Source organism: Flavobacterium cupreum, from assembly GCF_003996965.1.
GTDB classification, from domain to species: Bacteria; Bacteroidota; Bacteroidia; order Flavobacteriales; family Flavobacteriaceae; genus Flavobacterium; species Flavobacterium cupreum.
Genome location: NZ_QWDM01000001.1, coordinates 205,061 through 225,519, shown reverse-complemented (window position 1 = coordinate 225,519; position 20,459 = coordinate 205,061). Strand labels below are relative to the sequence as shown.

The 20,459-nt window shown below is 38.3% G+C and carries 19 protein-coding genes; 11 read left to right on the top strand and 8 right to left on the bottom strand.

The genetic code is table 11. The annotated features are described in order from the left end of the window. The first annotated feature begins 239 nt into the window (after window positions 1-239). From D0817_RS01005 to D0817_RS00985, 5 genes are all read left to right on the top strand, one after another. Complete coding sequence (locus D0817_RS01005; protein WP_127336525.1) at window positions 240-1,841, top strand: ATP-dependent DNA ligase; 1,602 nt, start codon at window positions 240-242, stop codon at window positions 1,839-1,841. Window positions 1,842-2,088: 247 nt separating this feature from the next. Beyond that, complete coding sequence (locus tag D0817_RS01000) at window positions 2,089-4,548, top strand: ligase-associated DNA damage response DEXH box helicase (protein ID WP_127336524.1); 2,460 nt, start codon at window positions 2,089-2,091, stop codon at window positions 4,546-4,548. 2 nt (window positions 4,549-4,550) lie between these two features. Continuing rightward, window positions 4,551-5,186, top strand: a complete 636-nt coding sequence (gene pdeM, locus D0817_RS00995) for a ligase-associated DNA damage response endonuclease PdeM (protein ID WP_127336523.1) — start codon at window positions 4,551-4,553, stop codon at window positions 5,184-5,186. A 35-nt stretch (window positions 5,187-5,221) separates the two neighbouring features. After that, a complete protein-coding gene (locus tag D0817_RS00990) occupies window positions 5,222-6,331 on the top strand; it encodes a catalase family protein (RefSeq protein ID WP_127336522.1) in 1,110 nt (369 codons plus the stop codon). A gap of 112 nt (window positions 6,332-6,443) precedes the next feature. Further along, window positions 6,444-6,641 (top strand): hypothetical protein, encoded by a 198-nt coding sequence (locus tag D0817_RS00985; protein WP_127336521.1) that lies wholly within the window; start codon window positions 6,444-6,446, stop codon window positions 6,639-6,641. Between the two features lie 73 nt (window positions 6,642-6,714). Here the strand turns inward: D0817_RS00985 and D0817_RS00980 are convergent, their stop codons facing one another. The 5 genes from D0817_RS00980 to D0817_RS26400 all read right to left on the bottom strand — a co-directional run bounded on the left by D0817_RS00980 (window position 6,715) and on the right by D0817_RS26400 (window position 8,789). After that, window positions 6,715-7,416 (bottom strand): SRPBCC family protein, encoded by a 702-nt coding sequence (locus D0817_RS00980; RefSeq protein WP_127336520.1) that lies wholly within the window; start codon window positions 7,414-7,416, stop codon window positions 6,715-6,717. Between the two features lie 188 nt (window positions 7,417-7,604). Further along, complete coding sequence (locus D0817_RS00975; protein WP_127336519.1) at window positions 7,605-7,826, bottom strand: YtxH domain-containing protein; 222 nt, start codon at window positions 7,824-7,826, stop codon at window positions 7,605-7,607. Window positions 7,827-7,875: 49 nt separating this feature from the next. Further along, on the bottom strand, window positions 7,876-8,112 hold the full coding sequence (locus tag D0817_RS00970) for a hypothetical protein (protein ID WP_127336518.1): 237 nt from the start codon (window positions 8,110-8,112) through the stop codon (window positions 7,876-7,878). Between the two features lie 247 nt (window positions 8,113-8,359). Next, window positions 8,360-8,632 carry a hypothetical protein gene (locus D0817_RS00965; RefSeq protein WP_127336517.1) on the bottom strand — a complete coding sequence of 91 codons (273 nt, stop codon included), beginning with the start codon at window positions 8,630-8,632 and terminating at the stop codon, window positions 8,360-8,362. A gap of 28 nt (window positions 8,633-8,660) precedes the next feature. Beyond that, entirely contained in the window at window positions 8,661-8,789 is a 129-nt protein-coding gene (locus D0817_RS26400) for a hypothetical protein (protein WP_255667786.1), read from the bottom strand. Between the two features lie 508 nt (window positions 8,790-9,297). Here D0817_RS26400 and D0817_RS00960 point away from each other — a divergent pair. Continuing rightward, the gene (locus tag D0817_RS00960; protein ID WP_127336516.1) at window positions 9,298-9,954 is read left to right on the top strand and encodes a DUF6766 family protein; all 657 of its coding nucleotides are present in this window, start codon (window positions 9,298-9,300) and stop codon (window positions 9,952-9,954) included. Window positions 9,955-10,003: 49 nt separating this feature from the next. Next, window positions 10,004-12,556, top strand: coding sequence for a DNA ligase D (ligD, locus tag D0817_RS00955; RefSeq protein ID WP_127336515.1), 2,553 nt, complete (start codon window positions 10,004-10,006; stop codon window positions 12,554-12,556). Here the strand turns inward: ligD and ku are convergent. The 3 genes from ku to D0817_RS00940 are packed head-to-tail and all read right to left on the bottom strand — an operon-like array spanning window position 12,553 to window position 14,122. Continuing rightward, window positions 12,553-13,329: a non-homologous end joining protein Ku gene (gene ku / locus D0817_RS00950; RefSeq protein ID WP_127336514.1), complete on the bottom strand. Its 777-nt coding sequence runs from the start codon at window positions 13,327-13,329 to the stop codon at window positions 12,553-12,555. The two genes, ligD and ku, sit on opposite strands and share 4 nt — an antisense overlap. 21 nt (window positions 13,330-13,350) lie before the next feature. Then, on the bottom strand, window positions 13,351-13,737 hold the full coding sequence (locus tag D0817_RS00945) for a YidH family protein (RefSeq protein WP_127336513.1): 387 nt from the start codon (window positions 13,735-13,737) through the stop codon (window positions 13,351-13,353). 13 nt (window positions 13,738-13,750) lie between these two features. Then, window positions 13,751-14,122, bottom strand: coding sequence for a SpoIIAA family protein (locus D0817_RS00940; protein WP_127336512.1), 372 nt, complete (start codon window positions 14,120-14,122; stop codon window positions 13,751-13,753). 357 nt (window positions 14,123-14,479) lie between these two features. Between D0817_RS00940 and lepB the strand changes: the two genes are divergently transcribed. The 4 genes from lepB (at window position 14,480) to D0817_RS00920 (ending at window position 20,413) form a co-directional block, all read left to right on the top strand. After that, window positions 14,480-16,087: a signal peptidase I gene (gene lepB / locus D0817_RS00935; RefSeq protein ID WP_127336511.1), complete on the top strand. Its 1,608-nt coding sequence runs from the start codon at window positions 14,480-14,482 to the stop codon at window positions 16,085-16,087. Window positions 16,088-16,233: 146 nt separating this feature from the next. After that, window positions 16,234-17,109, top strand: a complete 876-nt coding sequence (locus D0817_RS00930) for an alpha/beta fold hydrolase (RefSeq protein WP_127336510.1) — start codon at window positions 16,234-16,236, stop codon at window positions 17,107-17,109. Between the two features lie 418 nt (window positions 17,110-17,527). Next, a complete protein-coding gene (gene katG / locus D0817_RS00925) occupies window positions 17,528-19,804 on the top strand; it encodes a catalase/peroxidase HPI (protein WP_127336509.1) in 2,277 nt (758 codons plus the stop codon). Between the two features lie 363 nt (window positions 19,805-20,167). Next, entirely contained in the window at window positions 20,168-20,413 is a 246-nt protein-coding gene (locus tag D0817_RS00920) for a hypothetical protein (RefSeq protein ID WP_127336508.1), read from the top strand. The last annotated feature ends 46 nt before the right edge of the window (window positions 20,414-20,459 follow it).

Genomic DNA, 20,459 nt, shown 5'->3' with positions numbered 1-20,459 from the left:
GTATAGAGTATAGAGAAAAGAGTATAGAGAAAAGAGTATAGAGAAGAGTAAAGGAAAGAGCAAAGAATTTAGAGGAAAGAATAAAAAGTAGACGAAATAATATAGAGTAAGGTAAGATTATAAATTATCCACCAATCTTGTTTCTGCTGTCTATGGTCTTTTCTCTATATTCTATATTCTATATTCTTTCATCTCATCTAACATCTAACTTCCAACAAATAACTTTTAACGTTACGAAAATGAAAAACTTTGCCGAACTTATAAAAACACTGGACAGTTCTAATAAAACTTCGGTAAAAGTGGATGCTTTAACGAATTATTTCCGCAATGCCAGTGATGAAGATAAAGTCTGGACCATTGCGATTCTTTCGCACCGCCGTCCGCCAAGACCGGTCAATACTACTTTATTGCGATTATGGGCCAATGAACTTGCCGGTATCCCGCTTTGGCTTTTTGAGGAGAGTTACCATATCGTAGGCGATCTTGCCGAAACCATTGCCTTGGTGATTCCGACTACAAAAGAACATTCCGACAGAAGCCTGACCGAATTTTTACAGGAAATCATAGCCTTAAAAAAGAAAACCGACGTTGAAAAAAAAGAATACCTGCAAACCAACTGGCTGGCCTTAAATTATTATGAACGTTTTGTTTTTACGAAACTAATCACAGGAAGCTTCAGGATTGGGGTAAGTCAGAAGTTAATGACCAGAGCCCTTTCAAAAGCCGAAAATATTGACGAAGATGCTTTGGCTTATAAATTAATGGGCGACTGGAATCCCAATAATATCACGTTTCAGGAATTAATCCTCGACGAAAAAAACAGCGACTATTTATCGAAACCCTATCCGTTTTATCTGGCGTATCCTGTGGAAGGAGAACCTTCTAATCTCGGAAATGCAGAAGACTGGAGTGCCGAACATAAATGGGACGGAATTCGTTCCCAGACCATTATCCGTGAAAACGAAATTTATGTCTGGAGCCGCGGTGAGGAATTGGTTACGGACAAATATCCAGAATTTGCTGCTTTCATAGGAGTGATTCCGGATGGGACAGTTATCGATGGTGAAATTCTTCCTTTTATAGATAATGAGATAGGAACTTTCAATGATCTTCAGACCAGAATCGGACGGAAAACGGTTTCTGCGGCCATCCTGAAAAAAGCACCGGTCATTATAAAAGCCTATGATTTATTAGAATGGAAAGGAGAAGACATCAGAAATCTTCCTTTTGAAGAAAGACGCGTCCTGTTAGAACAATTATATGAAGATATCAAACACAACGAAATTCCGTTACAGCTTTCCGAAAGGGTAAAATTTTCAAGCTGGGAAGAATTGACAGCAGAAAGACTCCGCTCCCGCGAAATGAAAAGCGAAGGCCTGATGCTGAAACGGAAGGATTCACCGTATCTGGTAGGACGAAAAAAAGGCGACTGGTGGAAATGGAAAATAGAACCTTTGGTAATAGATGCCGTGCTGACCTACGCGATGCGCGGACACGGACGACGCTCGAATTTGTTTACTGATTATACGTTTGCCCTGTGGCAGCAAAATGAAAATAACGAACGCGAATTAGTCACCTTCGCCAAAGCTTATTCCGGTTTAACAGATGCAGAATTCAGAATGGTCGATGACTGGATCAAGAAAAATACACTCGAACGATTCGGACCTGTGCGAAGCGTAACGCCGCAGTTGGTTTTCGAAATTGGCTTTGAAGGTATCGCGCTTTCAAAAAGACATAAAAGTGGAATTGCAACCCGGTTTCCAAGGATTCTGAGATGGCGCCACGATAAAAAAATGGAAGAAGCCAATTCAATTGAAGATTTAAAAAGTATGATTGTATAATTGTTTTGGGGGAAATTAGTACACGGATGACACGGATTCGCTGATGCGAAAACGCGGATTAGAACGGATTTTTTGCATTTTTTGTCATTTCGACGAAGGAGAAATCACACGAGAAACTCCGCAACTAAAGTCGCCAATCTTTGTTGAATTTCGAATGCGATTTACTTGTCTGTTCGCTATGGTTCTGATTTCCTGCGACGAAAGGACAGGATTGTGGCTATAAAAAATAATTTAGTATTAAAACAAAATGAACAGAGAACAGCTTTTTACGGTAGCAAATGATTGGTTTCATCAACAGGGATGGAAACCTTTTCCGTTTCAGACGCAGACCTGGACGGCTTTTTTGCAGGGTAAAAACGGTCTTCTGAATGCACCGACAGGCAGCGGAAAAACGTATGCACTCTGGCTGCCGATTGTTTTAAACTACATTAAAAAAAATCCAAACTATAAAACAAAACACACACCCGGACTCAAAGCCATCTGGATCACGCCGCTGCGGTCCCTTTCGGTAGAAATCAAACAGGCTGCCGAACGTGTTGTGCTGGATCTGGAAACGAAAATGACTGTCGGAATCCGTTCCGGGGATACGTCGGCAAGTGAAAGGGCCAAACAGAAGGGAAAAATGCCCGATTTACTGGTCACTACCCCCGAAAGCCTGCAATTACTGCTGGCCACCAAAGGCTACGACAAAATTTTTGGCAATTGCGAAGCGATTGTAATTGATGAATGGCACGAGTTACTGGGTACCAAACGTGGTGTACAGACTGAACTGGCTTTATCACGATTAAAAAAAATAGCACCCAATTTGCGTATTTGGGGAATTTCGGCCACTATAGGCAATTTGCAGCAGGCACAGGAAGTTTTACTGGGAGTGAATTCAGAAGCGTATCAAAATTCGGTTTTGATTAAAGCGGTCATTCACAAAAAAATAAAAGTCATTTCGATCATTCCGGATAAAATGGAAACCTATCCGTGGCGTGGCCATATGGGGTTGCATCTGATTGACGAAGTTGCAAAGATTATCAAAGCGAGCAAAACAACGCTTGTCTTTACGAATGTACGTTCGGCCTGTGAAATATGGTTTCAGCGTTTACTCGAAAAGTATCCGGAGTTTGCCGGAGAAATGGCCATGCATCACGGAAGTATCAGCCGCGAAACCCGCCTTTGGGTCGAGGACGCAATTCGAAATGAAGAACTGAAAGTCGTCGTTTGTACCTCAAGTCTGGACCTGGGCGTTGATTTTGCGCCTGTTGAAACGATTATTCAGGTAGGCGGACCAAAAGGTGTGGCCCGTTTTTTACAGAGAGCGGGACGAAGCGGACACCAGCCCGGCAAAGAAAGTGTCATTTATTTTCTGGCGACGCATGCCATTGAATTAATTGAAGCTTCGGCCTTAAAAAAAGCAGTCGAAGAGAATGTTATCGAAGACCGTGTGCCGTATTTAAACAGTTGGGATGTTTTGGTACAGTATCTCAATACCCTCGCCGTGTCAGACGGATTTTTCCCTGACGAAATTTTTGAAGAAGTGAAAGGAACTTTCTGTTATCAGACGATGACGGAAGAGAACTGGAACTGGATCCTGAATTTTATTTCAAACGGAAGCCAGAGTTTACAGGCGTATGACGAATACAAAAAAGTAGACGTAGAGGAAGACGGACGGTTTAAAATCAACAGCCGCCTGATCGCCATGCACCACAGAATGCAGATCGGAACCATCATTGGCGATTCGGTTTTAAATGTGAAATACATGACCGGCGGTTATATCGGAACGATTGAAGAGTGGTTTATCACCAAATTAAAACCGGGTGACACTTTTATTTTTGCCGGTAAACGACTGGAATTATTCAAAATTCGGAACATGCAGGTTTTGGTGCGAAAAGCAGATCCGAAAAAAATATCAAAGGTGGTAAGCTGGATGGGAGGCCGAATGGCACTTTCGGCACAAATGAGTGAATTGCTTCGCCAGGAATTGTACCGCGCCAACACCGATAATCTGTCACCGGAATTAAAAGCGCTCCAGCCTTTATTTGCAAGACAGCGAAAGGAATCTATTGTACCTGGAGCAGATGAATTTCTAATAGAGACTTTTAAAACAAGGGAAGGCTATCACGCTGTTTTTTATCCGTTTGAAGGACGCTTTGTACACGAAGCTCTGGCAAGTTTACTGGCGTACAGAATCAGTCTCCTGGTATCGATTAGTTTTTCACTGGCGTACAATGATTATGGATTTGAATTGCTTTCGGACCAGGAAATCAATATGCAGGAGGTCCTGGATAATAATTTATTTTCGACAGCCTATGTGCATGATGATCTGCAAAAAAGCCTTAATGCCACCGAAATGGCAAGAAGAAAGTTCAGGGACATTGCCGTGATTGCAGGATTGGTTTTTACGGGCTTTCCCGGAAAAATGGTCAAAACAAAGCATTTGCAAAGCGGTTCCCAATTGCTGTTTGAAGTTTTTCGGGATTACGAACCCGATAATTTATTGTTTCAGCAGTCGTATCGCGAAACCTTCGAACACCAATTGGAAGAAGGCCGTCTGATTATGGCTTTAGAGCGAATTCAAAATCAGGAAATGGTCTGGAAATCCTGCGCCAAACCAACACCATTCAGTTTTCCGTTAATTACAGACAGATTAAGAGAAAAACTATCGAGCGAAACATTAGCAGAACGAATTAAAAAAATGACAGCTTCCTACATGAAATAATTATGAAAATAACAATACAAGATCATATATTCGTTTTACATCCAAGTGGTGCTTTATTTTGGGAAAGCAAAAAATGGCTCCTGATTTCTGATGTGCATTTGGGTAAAGTGTCACATTTCAGGAAACATGGTGTTGCCATTCCTAACAATGCTATTGCAGAAAACTTCAACAGGCTGACAACGGTAGTCGCATTTTTCAGTCCTGAAAAAGTGATTTTTCTGGGCGATTTATTCCACAGCTCCAAAAATCAGGAATGGGATTTATTCGAAGAATGGGTTTCCTGCTGTGTCAGCGAAATTACTCTTATTGCCGGAAATCACGATATTATTAATAAAAAGCATTATACCGATATTCAGATAGACGTTTTGCAATTCCTTGAAATCGATGGTTTTTTATTAACACATCATCCAAAGGAAAACAAAGGCTGGTTTAACTTTTCCGGACATATTCATCCGGGGGTTACCCTGCGGGGTTTAGGAGGCCAGTCTTTAAAACTGCCCTGCTTTTTCCAGAAGGAAAATCAGATGATTTTACCTGCTTTCGGAGAATTTACAGGCAAACATATTATGAGACCGGAGCAAGGCGATCTTATTTATGCAATTGCGCGGGATGAAATTGTTATTGTCAACAGTAAATAACTTAGAATCAATTTTAAAAAATAATAATAAAAATTATGGAAGCGTCAGCAAATTATATACGTTACAGTGAAAATATAGAAGTAAAACAACCGGATGAAGAGGCGATCAGTCAGAAAATTGTAGATTCTATGGCAAGGGTAAACCGGCTGATGTATGAAAAATACCGTCATGCCATTCGCGATGCACATGCCAAAAGTCACGGAATCCTGAAAGGGGAATTGAAAATATACGATAATCTTCCGGAGCATTTAGCACAGGGATTGTTCAGCCAGCCCAAAACCTATCCGGTTATTATTCGATATTCTACGGCACAGGGATCTATTGTACCCGATAAGATGTCGGCATTTAGGGGAATGGCTATAAAAATTATCGGAGTAGAAGGCGAAAAATTACTGCCGGACCTGGCCAATGCACTGACACAGGATTTTTTACTGGTAAATTATCCTGTTATCCCGACCGGTACCATAAAGGAATACCTGAAGATGCAGGAGGGACTCGAAAAACAGGCAGACAGTGGCGAACTGTTTCAAAAAATAGAACAGCAGGTTGCGGTTGGGGTACAAAATGTCCTTGCTGCCGTGGGACTTGCAGACGATACCAACGAGCTGAGCGCCCCGGGACCTCATATTTTAGGTGATACGTATTTTAGTATGGCAGCAATTCGGTATGGTGATTATGTGGCCAAAATCAATGTAAAACCGCTTTCAGAAAATGTAAAAGAAGTATCGGGCAAAAAAATAGATAAGGAAGAAATCGAAGCAGATGAAAATGCCTTTTTAACCAAACTGATAGCAGACTTTTTTAAGTCCAATACAGCGGAATTTGAAATGAGTGCACAACTTTGCACAAATCTGGAAATTATGCCGGTGGAAGATGGTTCGGTACAGTGGCCGGAGGAGCAAAGCCCCTATCAGCCCATTGCAAAACTGACCATCTTGCCTCAAATTACGTTTAGCCCGGAACGCAGGGTGTACGCTGATGATGTTTTGAGTTTCAATCCGTTTCACTGCCTGCCGGAACACCGTCCGTTGGGAAATATCATGCGGGTTCGAAAATTAGCTTATGAAACATCAAGCAGGTACAGGCATCATATGAATGCGCAGCCCAGAGTTGAACCGGTTGGGATTGATGAACTTCCGGATTAATTATTTGATTAATAATATATTATATAATAAAATGTCAGAATCATATAACAAAATTGGCTGTTAAGATTCTAAATTTGATACATAAATTAGTATTAATTAAAAAACCCATATTATGAAAACGTCATTGAAATCAAAAATTGCAATCGTTGTTGTAATTGCAGGGCTTGCAGTTTCCTGTAAAACAAAAGACACAACTCCGGCAGGTGAAAATACAACCTATGAAACAGATTCTACAGCGACCATTACTGATAGTACACAAACGCCTGTAGATACTGCAACTGTTGATACCACAAGAACTGTAACGCCTTAATAAACGTTACCATTTTGAATTAGTAAATTAAAAAAAGCCAGCAAATGATTTCTCACTTGCTGGCTTTTTTATATCATACCACTACTTTTTTGTTATGACCGGATTCCAGATAGGTTTTCAGGTTCTGAACATCATCATTTACCATTTTCTCAAAAAACGGGTTTAGTAATTTGGCAGCACTTTCACCGGCAATTCCCAGAGGTGCACGATATGAAATGGTGATGTCGAGTTCTGTTGCTCTTCCTTTTTGTTTAAAAACTACTTTTCCCACATTTTCAACAGAGGCATCTGCTAACGACTGCCAGCTTAAAAGCTTTTCCTTTTCATCTTTTATGATTTCTGCTTTCCAGGTCAGTGTACCAATTCCGACAGGACCTTTTGCAACCCATTCTGAAGTGGTAGAGTTGATGGATTTTACAGATTCCAGGTGGTTCATGAATTTAGGAAGGTTTTCCAGGTTTCTCCAGAAAGCATACACTTCACTCACCGGTTTATTGATCAGACTGCTCACTCTGATATTCACATTGTAAGCTTTGTCATTTTTCAGATGATCCACTGCATCATATACCGGACAATATCCACTGATCCCTCTTAGGAGCATTGATCCTCCAAGTGTACTTTTTGTGATGTTTTTCTCTTTTTTGGCAAGGCCATTGTATAAAAGATACGCACCGCTGGTGACCATAATGATTCTTTCAAACGTTGAAACATTATTTTTTAAATTAGGAGTATGTTCCTTTAAAAATTTTGCCGGACTGTTTGTTCTTGTTTCCATGATTTTATTTTTTTGAAATTATTATTTTTTATTTTCAATTTTAAAATTACCTATAAATCAACAGGATAGCCTTACATGATCTTTTGTTGATTTTACAAGATTTCATTTTTGAAAGTGTGTGAAAAACAAAAATCCATTGCAATGAAAAGTTTCAGTTGCAATGGATTTTTCGTAAAGACGTTATTTTGTTATACAGGCTGATTGGCAGCACCGGTGTTTGGTGTATTTTTGCCTGTAAGATCTCCTGTAAAATCGCTAATTTTATCTTTTAAGTTGGTTAGATAATCCGATTTAAGATCTGCTAATTTGTTTCTTAAATCTTCTCCTTTTTCCGGAGCGAATAAAACTCCTATTGCTGCACCTATTGCAACTCCCGTAAGCAATGTGCATACTAATTTACCTGATTCCATGATGTTTATTTTTTAAAGTTAATGTTCAATTTTAAGCTAAATTTATATACTAATCGGTAGCATATTTTTCGTTGTCGTTTATTTCGAAATCAGGATTCTGATCGGAATCATAGTCATTCTCAAAACGGTATTCTTTTTCTTTTTCGGCCTGGGTTAATTCGTATTTCAGTAAATCTTCATTATAGCCCGTATTGGAGTTATTCTGGTCGTCAGTGTAATCCGCTTCGTATTCATCGTTGCGGCTCACCTGGTGAATTTCCGGCCAGTTATTTATATTGATGTTCATCTTATATATTTAAAGTGATTAATTGCTATTTCAAAAAACATTAAAGGTATCTTTTACAAATTTGCAATTTTAATGAAGTAATTTCTTTACATAACTTTGGTAAATTTTTATACTATTTTAATTATGAGGATATTGTGGAAATAAATTATCATTATTATGAAGGGAAGGTTGTTCCGGAAAATTTAAAAAGCTTTAGAAAATAAATAAGCCCACAACCTGTATGAATAAAAGCTGTGGGCTTACCTTTTTAAAGGTCTCTGTCTTTTCTCAGAGGGTTTCTTCGATTTTCATCATCATAATTTTCATCATTCTGATTTATATCATCTTCGCGGTTTTGACCGGTTCTCCTGTTTTCTTCATCTCTTTCCGGAGAATTTATATCCCTGTCAGTATCATCATAACGGTTAGGATTTGTATCCATTTTTTCAGATTGTTCCTCATTTCTCTGGTTCGTCTGATTTGATTCCTCGTTGTAATTACGATCATCCCGATCATAATTACGGTTTTTATTTTCTTCCATAATTAATTGTTTAAAAGTGTTTAATGATTTACTTTTTAGCAGGGCTTTTTTTCACAGCTTTACCGGCATCTTTTCCTGAATTTTTATCAGTACTGCTTTTGCCGGCTGTTTTTTTATCTGCCATTTTTTTTCCGTCATTTACATTTGTTGTGTTCATGATTTTTTGTTTTAAATAATTAGTATTCCAAAATTAGAAGTTATGTTTTTCTTTTTTTTATACAATTTAAATTTGTAATTGTATAATTTTCAGTATTCTATGTTGAGAATTTTATAAAATTAAACTTTTAAAGGGAAAAACATTTCCGGAAACAGAAGTACTACGGAAAATCGGAATGCATGTTTAAAAAGCGGTTAACCCCGCATTCTTATTTAATCTGTAGCTGAATAAAAAAAATGCGAATTGTAGAATAAATTATTTTGTAGGTTGTATTTAGATCTGAGCCAGTTTAAAATAAGTACGCCGTCTTGTAAATAGCTGTTAACTCATTAGTTCATAGCGTCTAATATTATAAAATTCACCTGTAATTATGTAAGCGCTTCTCTCGGCGTCTTTTTAATTTTGATACGCTAAAGCATCAACACTTTCATCAAATGATGGGAAAACATCGTTTTTTGGAAGCCAAAAAATTGATTTAAAACAATAGTATTCATTTCTACATTTTATCATGAAAAAAATTATTTACCAAAACAGTCTGTCGCTGGTTTTTATACTATTATTCATAGGAGCTTTCCTCGGACAGATTTTCTTTGGTATTGACGAATACAACAAAGAACTTACCGAAAACGGAGGCCATGCAGTCACGATGTACCAGTACCTTGGCAGCGGACACTTTATTGAATCGACTTTTGAGAACTGGGAAAGCGAATTTTTACAAATGGGTTTGTTTGTGTGGTTTACTATTTTTCTGAGACAAAAAGGATCTTCCGAATCAAAAAAATGTGAGGGAAAGGAAGAAGTAGACCGGGAGCCGTCTCCACAACGTAAAGGTGCGCCGTGGCCGGTAAAAAAAGGCGGAATCTGGCTTAAACTCTACCAATCTTCTCTGACCCTTAGTTTGTTTGTATTGTTTATGGCCTCTTTTGTCCTCCACTTATACGGAAGTTTAAAAGACGAAAACACAATGAACCTTTTAAACGGAAAACCGGCAGTTTCACTTTCAGCGTACCTGGGCGAATCCCGCTTTTGGTTTGAATCATTTCAGAACTGGCAAAGTGAGTTTCTTTCCGTATTTGCGATTATTGCATTGTCGATATTTCTAAGGCAAAAAGGCTCTTCGCAATCGAAACCTGTAGATGCATCCCACAGTGAAACAGGAGAATAACAGAGGCTCATTCGAAATGTAACGGAAGTTTAATTAATGAATAAAAGGTATGTCACTTTTAAAATACAATCAAAAGAGAAATTTTAACGATACTGCTGAGCCGAAAGGGCAGGTGGGACGATCTGAAAATCAATTGGTTTTTGTGATTCAAAAGCACGCTGCCTCTCATTTGCATTACGATTTTCGATTGGAAATGGATGGTGTGCTGAAAAGCTGGGCGGTTCCGAAAGGGCCTTCACTGGATCCTGAAGTCAAACGCCTTGCGATGATGGTAGAAGATCATCCGTACAGTTATAAAGATTTTGAAGGTGCCATTCCGGAAGGGAATTATGGTGCCGGAAATGTAATTGTCTGGGATAACGGAACCTACCTTCCCGCTGATGAGGATTATAAAGGCACAGCCGAAAAAAAACTACTGGCCGATCTTAAAAAAGGACATTTGAGTTTTACCTTAAAAGGAAAAAAGCTGAAGGGAAATTTTTCGCTCGTGAAATTAAAAGGAAAGCAGGAAAATGCCTGGCTGCTTATTAAAAAAGAAGATAAATATGCCACAACCGACGATGTTCTTGAAAAAGACAAATCGGTTATCTCCAAACTTAGTCTGGATGCATTAGAAAAAAAAGCAGCCAAAGAAAAGACAGTTTCCAAAAAAGCGGATCTAAAGCCGGAAGCAGCTGTCAAAAAAAAAAACACTAAGAAAAAATCAGTCATAGGATTTAAAAAGCCCATGCTTGCGAGCCTGACGGAAAAACCTTTTGATGATCCGGACTGGATTTTTGAAAATAAATTCGATGGTTACCGCACTCTTGCAGTGATTAAGGAAGACGATGTACAGCTTTTCAGCAGGAATCAGATTTCGTTCACTAAAAATTTTCAGCCTGTAACCGATGAATTAAAAAAAATAAACCATGAAGCCATTCTGGATGGTGAAGTGGTGGTAGAAGATGAATCGGGACGCTCTGATTTTCAATTATTGCAAAATTATCTGAAAACAGGAAAAGGGAAATTAAAATTTTATGTTTTTGATATTCTGAACCTGGATGGAAATGATACCACCGGTTTAACGTTGCTGGAACGAAAAGAGCTGCTGAAAATGCTGGTGTCTAAATCTAAATTTTCAAATATCATATATTCAGAACACATTGAGGAAAAAGGAATTGGATTTCTCGAAGTTGCGGCTAAAAAACAAAGCGAAGGCATAATCGCTAAAAAAGCAAATAGTCTGTATACTGTTGGAAAAAGAACGGGAGAATGGCTTAAAATAAAATTATCGCAACAGGAAGAGGCCATTATTATCGGAATTACGGAGCCCAAAAATTCACGTACCTATTTTGGTGCTTTGCTTTTAGGGCAGTACGAAGAGGGTAAACTGAAGTTTATCGGTAAATGCGGAACTGGTTTTTCGCAGGAAGTCCTGAAAGAATTACACGCTAAATTTGAACCGTATTTTACCGATAAATCTCCACTCGAAGAAAAAGTACCGCATCGTGATACGATACAATGGATTAAACCTAAATTCATCTGTCAGGTTAAATTTTCGGAGTGGACGCAGGATAACAATCTTCGTCAGCCCGTCTATCTCGGACTCCGGGTAGATAAATCAGTAAAAGAGGTTGTTTTTACCGGAAAGAATAAAGACACGATCACTAAAAAGAAAGAAAAAATGGAAAAGACAAATGTAGCAGAAGAACATAAGGAGAAAAATTTCGATTTGAAAGTAGGGAAAACTACCCTGCATTTAACCAATCAGAATAAAATTTATTTTCCAAATGACGGAATAACCAAAGGCGATATCGTTACGTATTACAATGAAGTTGCCGATTTGATTCTGCCTTATCTGAAAGACCGTCCGGAATCAATGTACCGTTTCCCGAACGGAATCGAACAATCCGGTTTCTATCAGAAAGATGTTGACGATGATAAAATTCCGTCCTGGCTAAAAACCAAAAAGATTTTTTCTGAATCTACCAATTCCGATATTGACTATTTGATCTGCAACGACAAAGCGACCTTATTGTATATGGCCAATCTGGGTTGTATAGACATTAATCCGTGGAATTCAACTATCAAACATATCGACAATCCGGATTGGGTGGTGATTGACATTGATCCCGAAAAGGACGACTTTAAAGAAGTTGTTAAAGTGGCACTAATGGTAAAAGAAGTCATGGATGAATTTGAAACGGAGTGTTACTGTAAAACTTCCGGTGCTTCGGGACTTCATGTATATATTCCGCTGGGAGCAAAATATGATTATGATTCCGTAAAATTATTTGCTGAACTTATTGCTCATGAAGTTCATACGAGATTGCCGGAAACAACAAGCTTAGAACGTTCCATTAAAAAAAGGGATCACAAAATATATATCGATTACCTGCAAAACCGAAAAGGGCAGACCCTTGCAGCGCCTTATTCCGTGCGGCCAAAACCGGGCGCTACCGTTTCTACACCATTGGAATGGAGTGAGGTAAATGCGAAATTATCCCCTTCACAATTTACAATCAAAAATGTATTAAAACGATTTGAGAAGAAAGGCGATTTGTGGAAACCCGTTTTAGGAAAAGGGGCCGACATCAAAGCAATAATAAAGAAAAGTTCCTAGGAACTTTTCTTTTTTTTGTTTTCAAGACTTGCTTTAAGCATTTCCATTAAGTCGTCATTTTGTTTATGAACGACTTTCAGTTTTGGGGGAGCCTGTTTTTTTCCTTTGGCTTTATCCTTAATAATTTTCAGCAGTTTAGCGGTATACTCATCTTTATAACTGGTAATATCAAATTTTTCGGTAAGCTGTTCGACCAGTTTATTGGCCATATCCATTTCTTTGACTTTTGTTTTGGAAACAGCCGGAAGTTTTAATTCAGAAGTATCCCTGATTTCCTGCTGAAAACGGATCCGGTTTAAAACGATTACATTTTTATATGGTTTTAAGATCGCCAAACCCTCTTTATTTCGCATTACGAAACTGGTTACGCCAACTTTACCGGAAGACTCCAGGGCATCACGCAATAAGGCATATGCCTTCATGGCCCCTTTGTCCGGTTCAAGGTAATACGGCTGTTCGTAATAAAGGCTGTCAATTTCTTTTTCGAGTGTAAAACTTAGAATATCGATGGTTTTTGTTTTTTCGGCATCGGCAGCTTCAAAATCTTCATCATCCAGAATTACATATTTGTCCTCTATTTTGTAGCCTTTTACGATACTGCCATACGCAACTTCCTTTCCGGTAGTTTCATTTACTCGTTTGAATTTAATATTGGAATGATCATTTTTATCCAGCATGTCCATATCTAACGTACTTTCCTGTACGGCAGAAAATAACTTCACGGGGATATTAATTAATCCAAAACTAATTGCACCTGTCCATATCGCTCTCATAATAATAATTTTAAAATTTATTTAATCGTAAGACGCAGCAATCAGATACGCAATTAAGGCTATGCTGAGAAAAGACAGCGTCATGGTAATAAAAGTCAGCAGTCGGGTTGAATATTGATACTCACCCTGCTGCAAAAGTTTTACAGTATGCATGTACCGGAAATACGACAGTATAATGGTCAATGCACCTGCAATCAGAAGTCCGATTCCGAGATAAATACTAAAATTGCTGCCTGGTACACTAGTATCAGGCAGGAATTTTTCGGGCAGTTGTTTGATAAATAAAGAAAACTTGACCGCGACGAAACCAAAAACCATTATGCCAATACCAGTTCGTATCCAGGCCAATAAAGTTCTTTCATTAGACTGATACTCCTTCATCATCTGTTCATCATTCTTTGGTGCCATTGGTATAATTGTATTAAAGTGTCTCTTCGGAAACCCATGTCAGGGCTTCATCATATTGTTCTTTTTTAAAACCTTTGAATTCTCCGGGAATCAGGTAACTGAATCCATTGGTAAAAGATATTATGGTCTCGGAATCCGTAACGATTGCCGCCCTGTTCCATTTTCCAATGTTTTTCAGTCCAAGCATCGCATCCTGGACCCAGGCTCCTGTGGTGAAATTTTCCAGTTCGGTATCCAGGACCAACAGGAAATTAAGGTGGTTAATCTGTCGGATCACACGTTCTACTTCTGGAATTACAACATTTTGAAAATGTTCTTTGGTAACTTCTCCGGTGGCGCGAAAGGCCGCGATATTATTTGGGGTATCAGGTATTAATTGTATCATTTTGTATCTTTTAAAATTTTAAATAAATTTAGTCAACCCGCTATTTCCCTGCTTACACTTAAAAAGTTAAATCTTATAAAATCGTAATGCTTTTTGTAAGGTGCTGAGGTGCTAAGGTTCTTAGGTGCTGAGGTTTTTTACTGGTAGGGCTCAATAGTACATTTTTTCAATCAAGAGAAATAGATTAAACTCCTGCTGATTCTTGTTTGTGCAGGTATAATTAGATTTTATGAAGCTATGATGTAACATAATGAATAAAAAACTACCTATAGAAGGAAGTGAACGGATAGTACAGGAATTACATTTTAGGAAGGCTCACTTCGAAATCAAATTTTTATAACTAAAAAAAGGAAAAAGATGAATGTATCAGAATGGCTCATTTTTATTGTAATCATGCAAATTGTTCATGGACTCTCTACCTGGAACCTGTATGTAAAAGCAGGCAGAAAAGCTGCAGAGGCATTTATACCGATTTATAATTTGGTAATTCTCATGAAAATTATCAATCGCCCGCGCTGGTGGACTTTTTTACTTTTTATACCCATTATCAATCTTATTATGATTCCGGTGGTCTGGGTCGAAACAATTAGAAGGTTTGGAAAGAATTCAACAGTGGATACCCTTTTGGTACTGCTAACATTTGGTTTTTACATTACTTTTTTAAACTACACCTCCGAAAAACTGACTTATATAGAGAATAGAAACCTGACAGCCCGGACAAAAACGGGAGACACGGTAAGTTCTCTTTTATTTGCGGTGATTGTAGCCACATTGGTTCATACATATGTGATACAACCGTTTACGATTCCCTCTTCTTCATTAGAAAAAACATTATTAATCGGGGATTTTTTATTTGTAAGCAAAATTAATTTTGGTCCAAGAACACCAATGACTACCGTTGCATTGCCAATGGTGCATGACTCAATTCCTTTTTTAGGGGTCAAATCGTATTTGTTTAGCGATGATGTGACTAAAAAAGAAACCTCATTATTAAATAAATTTCAGTTGCCATACTTCAGGTTTCCGGCGATAGAAAAAATTGAACGTAATGAAATTGTAGTATTTAACCAGCCTGCAGACACTTTGCGTGATATGGATAATTTTAATCCGGACAGGAATTACTATAAGCCTGTTGATAAAAAAACAAATTTGGTAAAAAGATGCGTGGGAATACCCGGAGATTCTCTTGAAATTAGGGATGGGGATATTTACATTAACGGGAAACTAAGCCAGTTGCCGGAAAGTGCGAAACCACAGTTTAATTTCTTTGTGGATACAAAAGGAGAAACAATTCCTCAGGATGCCCTTGTAAACCGATATGGGGCCAGAGAAGGCTTAAGATATGAAAATGGAGATTTTGCGCTCACAGACAAAGGGCAATATTTTTTGACATTAACAGATAAAGAAGCCACTTTACTGGCGAATAACCCAATCGTAAAAAGTGTAAAGAAATATATAGCACCAAAAGGAACAGATGGGCAGGTCTTTCCTCATATTCCTTCGCTGGGCTGGAACATCGATAATTTTGGTCCTCTTTATATTCCTAAAAAAGGAGCAACGATCAAATTAGATATAAAGACACTTCCTTTCTATAAAAGAATTATACAGGAATACGAAAATAATACGCTGCAAATCAAAGGAAATCAGATTATCATAAATGGAAAAGTTAGCATATCCTATACTTTTAAACAGGATTACTACTGGATGATGGGAGATAACCGTCAAAACTCTTTAGATGCGCGGTTTTGGGGATATGTGCCGTTTGATCACGTAGTAGGCAAACCGGTATTTATCTGGTTTAGCTGGAACAAGGATGGTAGCGGAATTAATAAAGTAAGATGGAATCGTGTTTTTTCTGTAGTGAATGGAAATAACGAGCCCAAATCGTATCTGATTCATTTTTTATTCCTGATAGCCTTTTATATGATAGGTAAAAAAGTATTAAAGAAGATAAGGAAAGAATAATGGGTATTGTCGAAAATAGCACTGGAGCAGCTTGTATTTTATTGGAATTATAGTTTTATTTCCTATATTCGTTTCATCAGAAAATACACTGATTTACAGCTTCGGCCTCGTGCAGTCCTGACCATTAACTAACAAAACCGGCCTTTATGAAAAAAAGAATTCAACTAGTACTACTATTTATGGTGTTTTCAGCTTGCAGTATTGCAAATGCTCAGGTTAAAATGAATTTTAAATTCGACACACCTTACGGTGAAAATAAGGCGGTCGGAAAATATGCAGAAATAAATGGTGCCAAAATCTACTATGAGGAATACGGAAAAGGAGAGCCCTTATTGCTGATTCACGGAAATGGGGGAAGCATTAATTCAATGGGAAACCAGATTGATTATTTTAAATCGACTTACAGGGTCATTATCGCGGATAGCAGAGGACAAGGAAAATCAGAGATGAAAACAGATTCGCTGACGTATGTGCAAATCACAAAAGACTGGGAGGGTTTAGTGAATCACCTGAAATTAGATTCAATCAGCATTATCGGATGGAGTGACGGTGGAATCGTCGGATTGGAAATGGGTATTTCAGGCAAAACAAAAATAAAAAAAATTGTAACAATGGGTGCCAATTTAAGACCGGATTCAACAGCTGTGAATGGCTGGGCCGTAAAAGAAGTCAGCAAACACAAAAAAGAAGTTCTTTTAAAAATTAAGGAAAAAGATGCCACCCAAAACTGGAACGTAGAAAAGCAGATGCTGGGCCTTTTAGGAGACCAGCCTGATATTGCGGTTAAGGATTTAGCAAAAATAAAAGCAAAAGTGCTAATTATGGCGGGCGATGAAGACATCATAAAAAACAAACACAGTGTAGAAATTTATGAAAATATCCCGAAGGCACAATTGAATATAATGGCGGGAGAGACTCATTTTACACCTGCTTCAAACCCGGTATTGTTTAATGAAATTGCCAATAAATTTTTATCGCAACCTTTTAAAAGGCCCGATTCCAACTGGACCAAATGGAAATAAAGCGGCTTCAGTTTTGCAGCGCAGCAGATATCCGTTATAAATTAAAATATAAAAGAGTTGAAATAGTAATATTCCAGCTCTTTTTTTGTTTACGGCTGACTTGATAATAAATTTAAAAGTGGCTCTTTTTAAACCGTAAAGATGAGGTGATTACAGATCTTAAGTGGTATAACGATTTTCGATTGTTATTCAAATACAATAAGTTTTAACTATTTGTTAATAGAAAATATCAGTTTCACTTTAAAAAGTAATTATCGTACTTTTAATACTTTTATAACTCTTTTATTTTTTTACTTATTACAGATTTAAAATAAAAGGTTTCATATTTCAGGTACTCTTTGAGTATCATTAATCTGATTTTTTAATTACATGCATGGTTTATAAAATTTGATTACTAACAATAAACTCATTTAAAAAAATGGAAAACAATTCAAACGACATCAGCAAATGCCCATTCCATAACGGAAGCACAAAACAGGCTACTGCAGTAAATTCCGGTACTAAAAATCAGGACTGGTGGCCCAATCAATTAAAAGTAAGTGTTCTTCGCCAGCATTCCTCTTTGTCGAACCCGATGGAAGAAGATTTTAATTATGCCGAGTCTTTTAAGACACTGGATCTGGAGGCGCTTAAGAAAGACCTTCATGCATTGATGACGGATTCACAAGATTGGTGGCCGGCTGATTTTGGTCACTACGGAGGCCTTTTCATCCGTATGGCATGGCACAGTGCAGGAACGTACCGTGTGGGAGATGGACGTGGAGGAGCAGGTGCCGGACAACAGCGTTTTGCGCCACTTAACAGCTGGCCGGACAATGTAAGTTTAGATAAAGCCAGAAGGCTGCTATGGCCTATTAAACAAAAGTATGGAAGAAAAATTTCATGGGCCGATTTAATGATACTTACCGGAAATATAGCACTCGAATCAATGGGATTCAAAACATTTGGTTTTGCCGGAGGACGTGAAGATGTATGGGAACCGGAACAGGATATCTACTGGGGATCCGAAAAAGTATGGCTTGGTGGTGATGAAAGATACGCACATGGTTCTGAAGGAGTAGCGAAACACGCTGTAGTTTCTTCAGATGACAATGCAGACGGCGATATTCATACCCGTGACCTTGAAAAACCGCTGGCTGCGGTTCAGATGGGATTAATTTATGTAAATCCCGAAGGACCGGACGGAAACCCGGATCCAATAGCGGCAGCAAAAGATATCCGTGATACTTTTGGCCGTATGGCTATGAATGATGAAGAGACTGTGGCACTAATTGCAGGTGGACACACTTTTGGTAAGACGCACGGTGCAGCTCCGTCTGACAATGTAGGAGTAGAGCCAGAAGGTGGAGATCTGGAGCAGCAAGGCCTTGGGTGGCACAATAAATTTGGTTCCGGAAAAGGGAAAGACGCCATCACCAGTGGTCTGGAAGTAACCTGGACTACAACTCCAACGCAGTGGAGCAATAATTTCTTTGAAAACCTTTTCGGTTTTGAATGGGAACTTTCCAAAAGCCCGGCAGGCGCGCACCAATGGGTAGCCAAAAATGCAGACGCCATTATCCCGGATGCTTTTGACGCTTCAAAAAAACACCTTCCAACGATGTTGACGACCGATCTTTCGTTACGACTGGATCCCGAATATGAGAAAATATCGCGTCGTTTTCTGGAAAATCCCGATCAGTTTGCCGATGCATTTGCCAGAGCATGGTTTAAATTAACACATCGTGATATGGGACCCCGTGCCTTATATCTGGGTTCTGATGTTCCGGCAGAGGAGTTGCTTTGGCAGGATCCAATTCCGGCATTGAACCATACATTAGTAGACGATGGGGATATCAGAGAACTGAAATCAAGAATCCTGAATTCAGGATTAACGGTTGCCGAGCTGGTTGCTACAGCCTGGGCTTCGGCTTCTACATTCAGGGGCTCTGATAAACGTGGTGGTGCAAATGGAGCCCGCATCAGACTGGCTCCTCAAAAAGACTGGACGGTAAATAACCCGGCTCAGCTGCAAAAGGTATTAGTGGTACTGGAAGGTATTCAGAGAGAATTCAATACCACACAATCTGATACTAAAAAAGTTTCCCTTGCTGATTTAATTGTTCTGGCAGGTGGGGTTGGAATTGAAAAAGCTGCCAGAGAAGGTGGAAATGAGATCACTGTTCCTTTTACACCAGGTCGTACAGATGCATTACAGGATCAAACTGATGTGGAATCTTTTTCATTTCTGGAGCCTGTCGCAGACGGTTTTAGAAATTATAAAAAGACTAAATATTCAGTAGCCACGGAAGCCCTTCTAATTGATAAGGCACAATTGTTAACCCTTACAGCTCCCGAACTAACGGTACTTGTTGGAGGTATGCGCGCTTTAAATGCTAATTTTGACGGATCAGCAAAGGGTATTTTTACCAATCGTCCGCAAATATTATCAAATGACTTTTTTGTAAATCTGTTAGACATGGGAATCGCATGGAAAGCAGTTTCAGAAGATAAAGAAGAATATGCCGGACATGATCGAACTACTGGTGAAGTAAAATGGACAGGTACACGTGCCGATCTGGTATTTGGATCGAATTCAGAACTTAGGGCCATAGCTGAAGTGTATGCGAGTGCTGATTCGGAAGCAAAATTTGTTTCTGATTTTGTTAAAGCCTGGACAAAAGTAATGAACCTGGATCGTTTTGATTTACTATAGTTGCTGATAAACGGGATGAAGGTGTATTTTAATTAACTTACATACTGCTCCCGTTATTAATTATAATAGCTCTGTGATTGGTTAACTATCTTATAGTTAATTGGTCACAGGGCTTTTTTTTATTTATAATTTTTTTTAAAATAGTTTATATTCCCTAATAATAACCCTATAATAACATGATTTTAGTTTACCCGTAAATTTCACTTTTTATATTTGTAATCATAATTTTACAATTTGTTTGGGCTCTGATTTGGTCTTATTTTTCATAAAACAGAATATGTCAGCAAAATTTTACGGATATACCGTAAAATTAAAGTTAATTGTAGTCTTTTTTTTGTATAAAATACATTAAATCAAATTATTATGAAAACTAAATTAAGTATTGCTGCATTAATTTTACTTTCTTTTTCTATATTCTCCTGTTCAACAGACGATATTGACGCACAAACGGAAACTAAAAACGTAAAAATGACTTCTGAAAAAGAAGTGAAAAATTATTTGCAGAAAAATGTAAATGACAAAGTTATTGACTCCACCGCTATTATTTTGGAGGTAAATGTGGCTACAGAAGGCGACCCAAGTAATCCGAAGCCACCCAGAAAAGATTAGTAATGCTATTATTTTAAATAAAAAGACTATAGCATTTAGTGGTAAA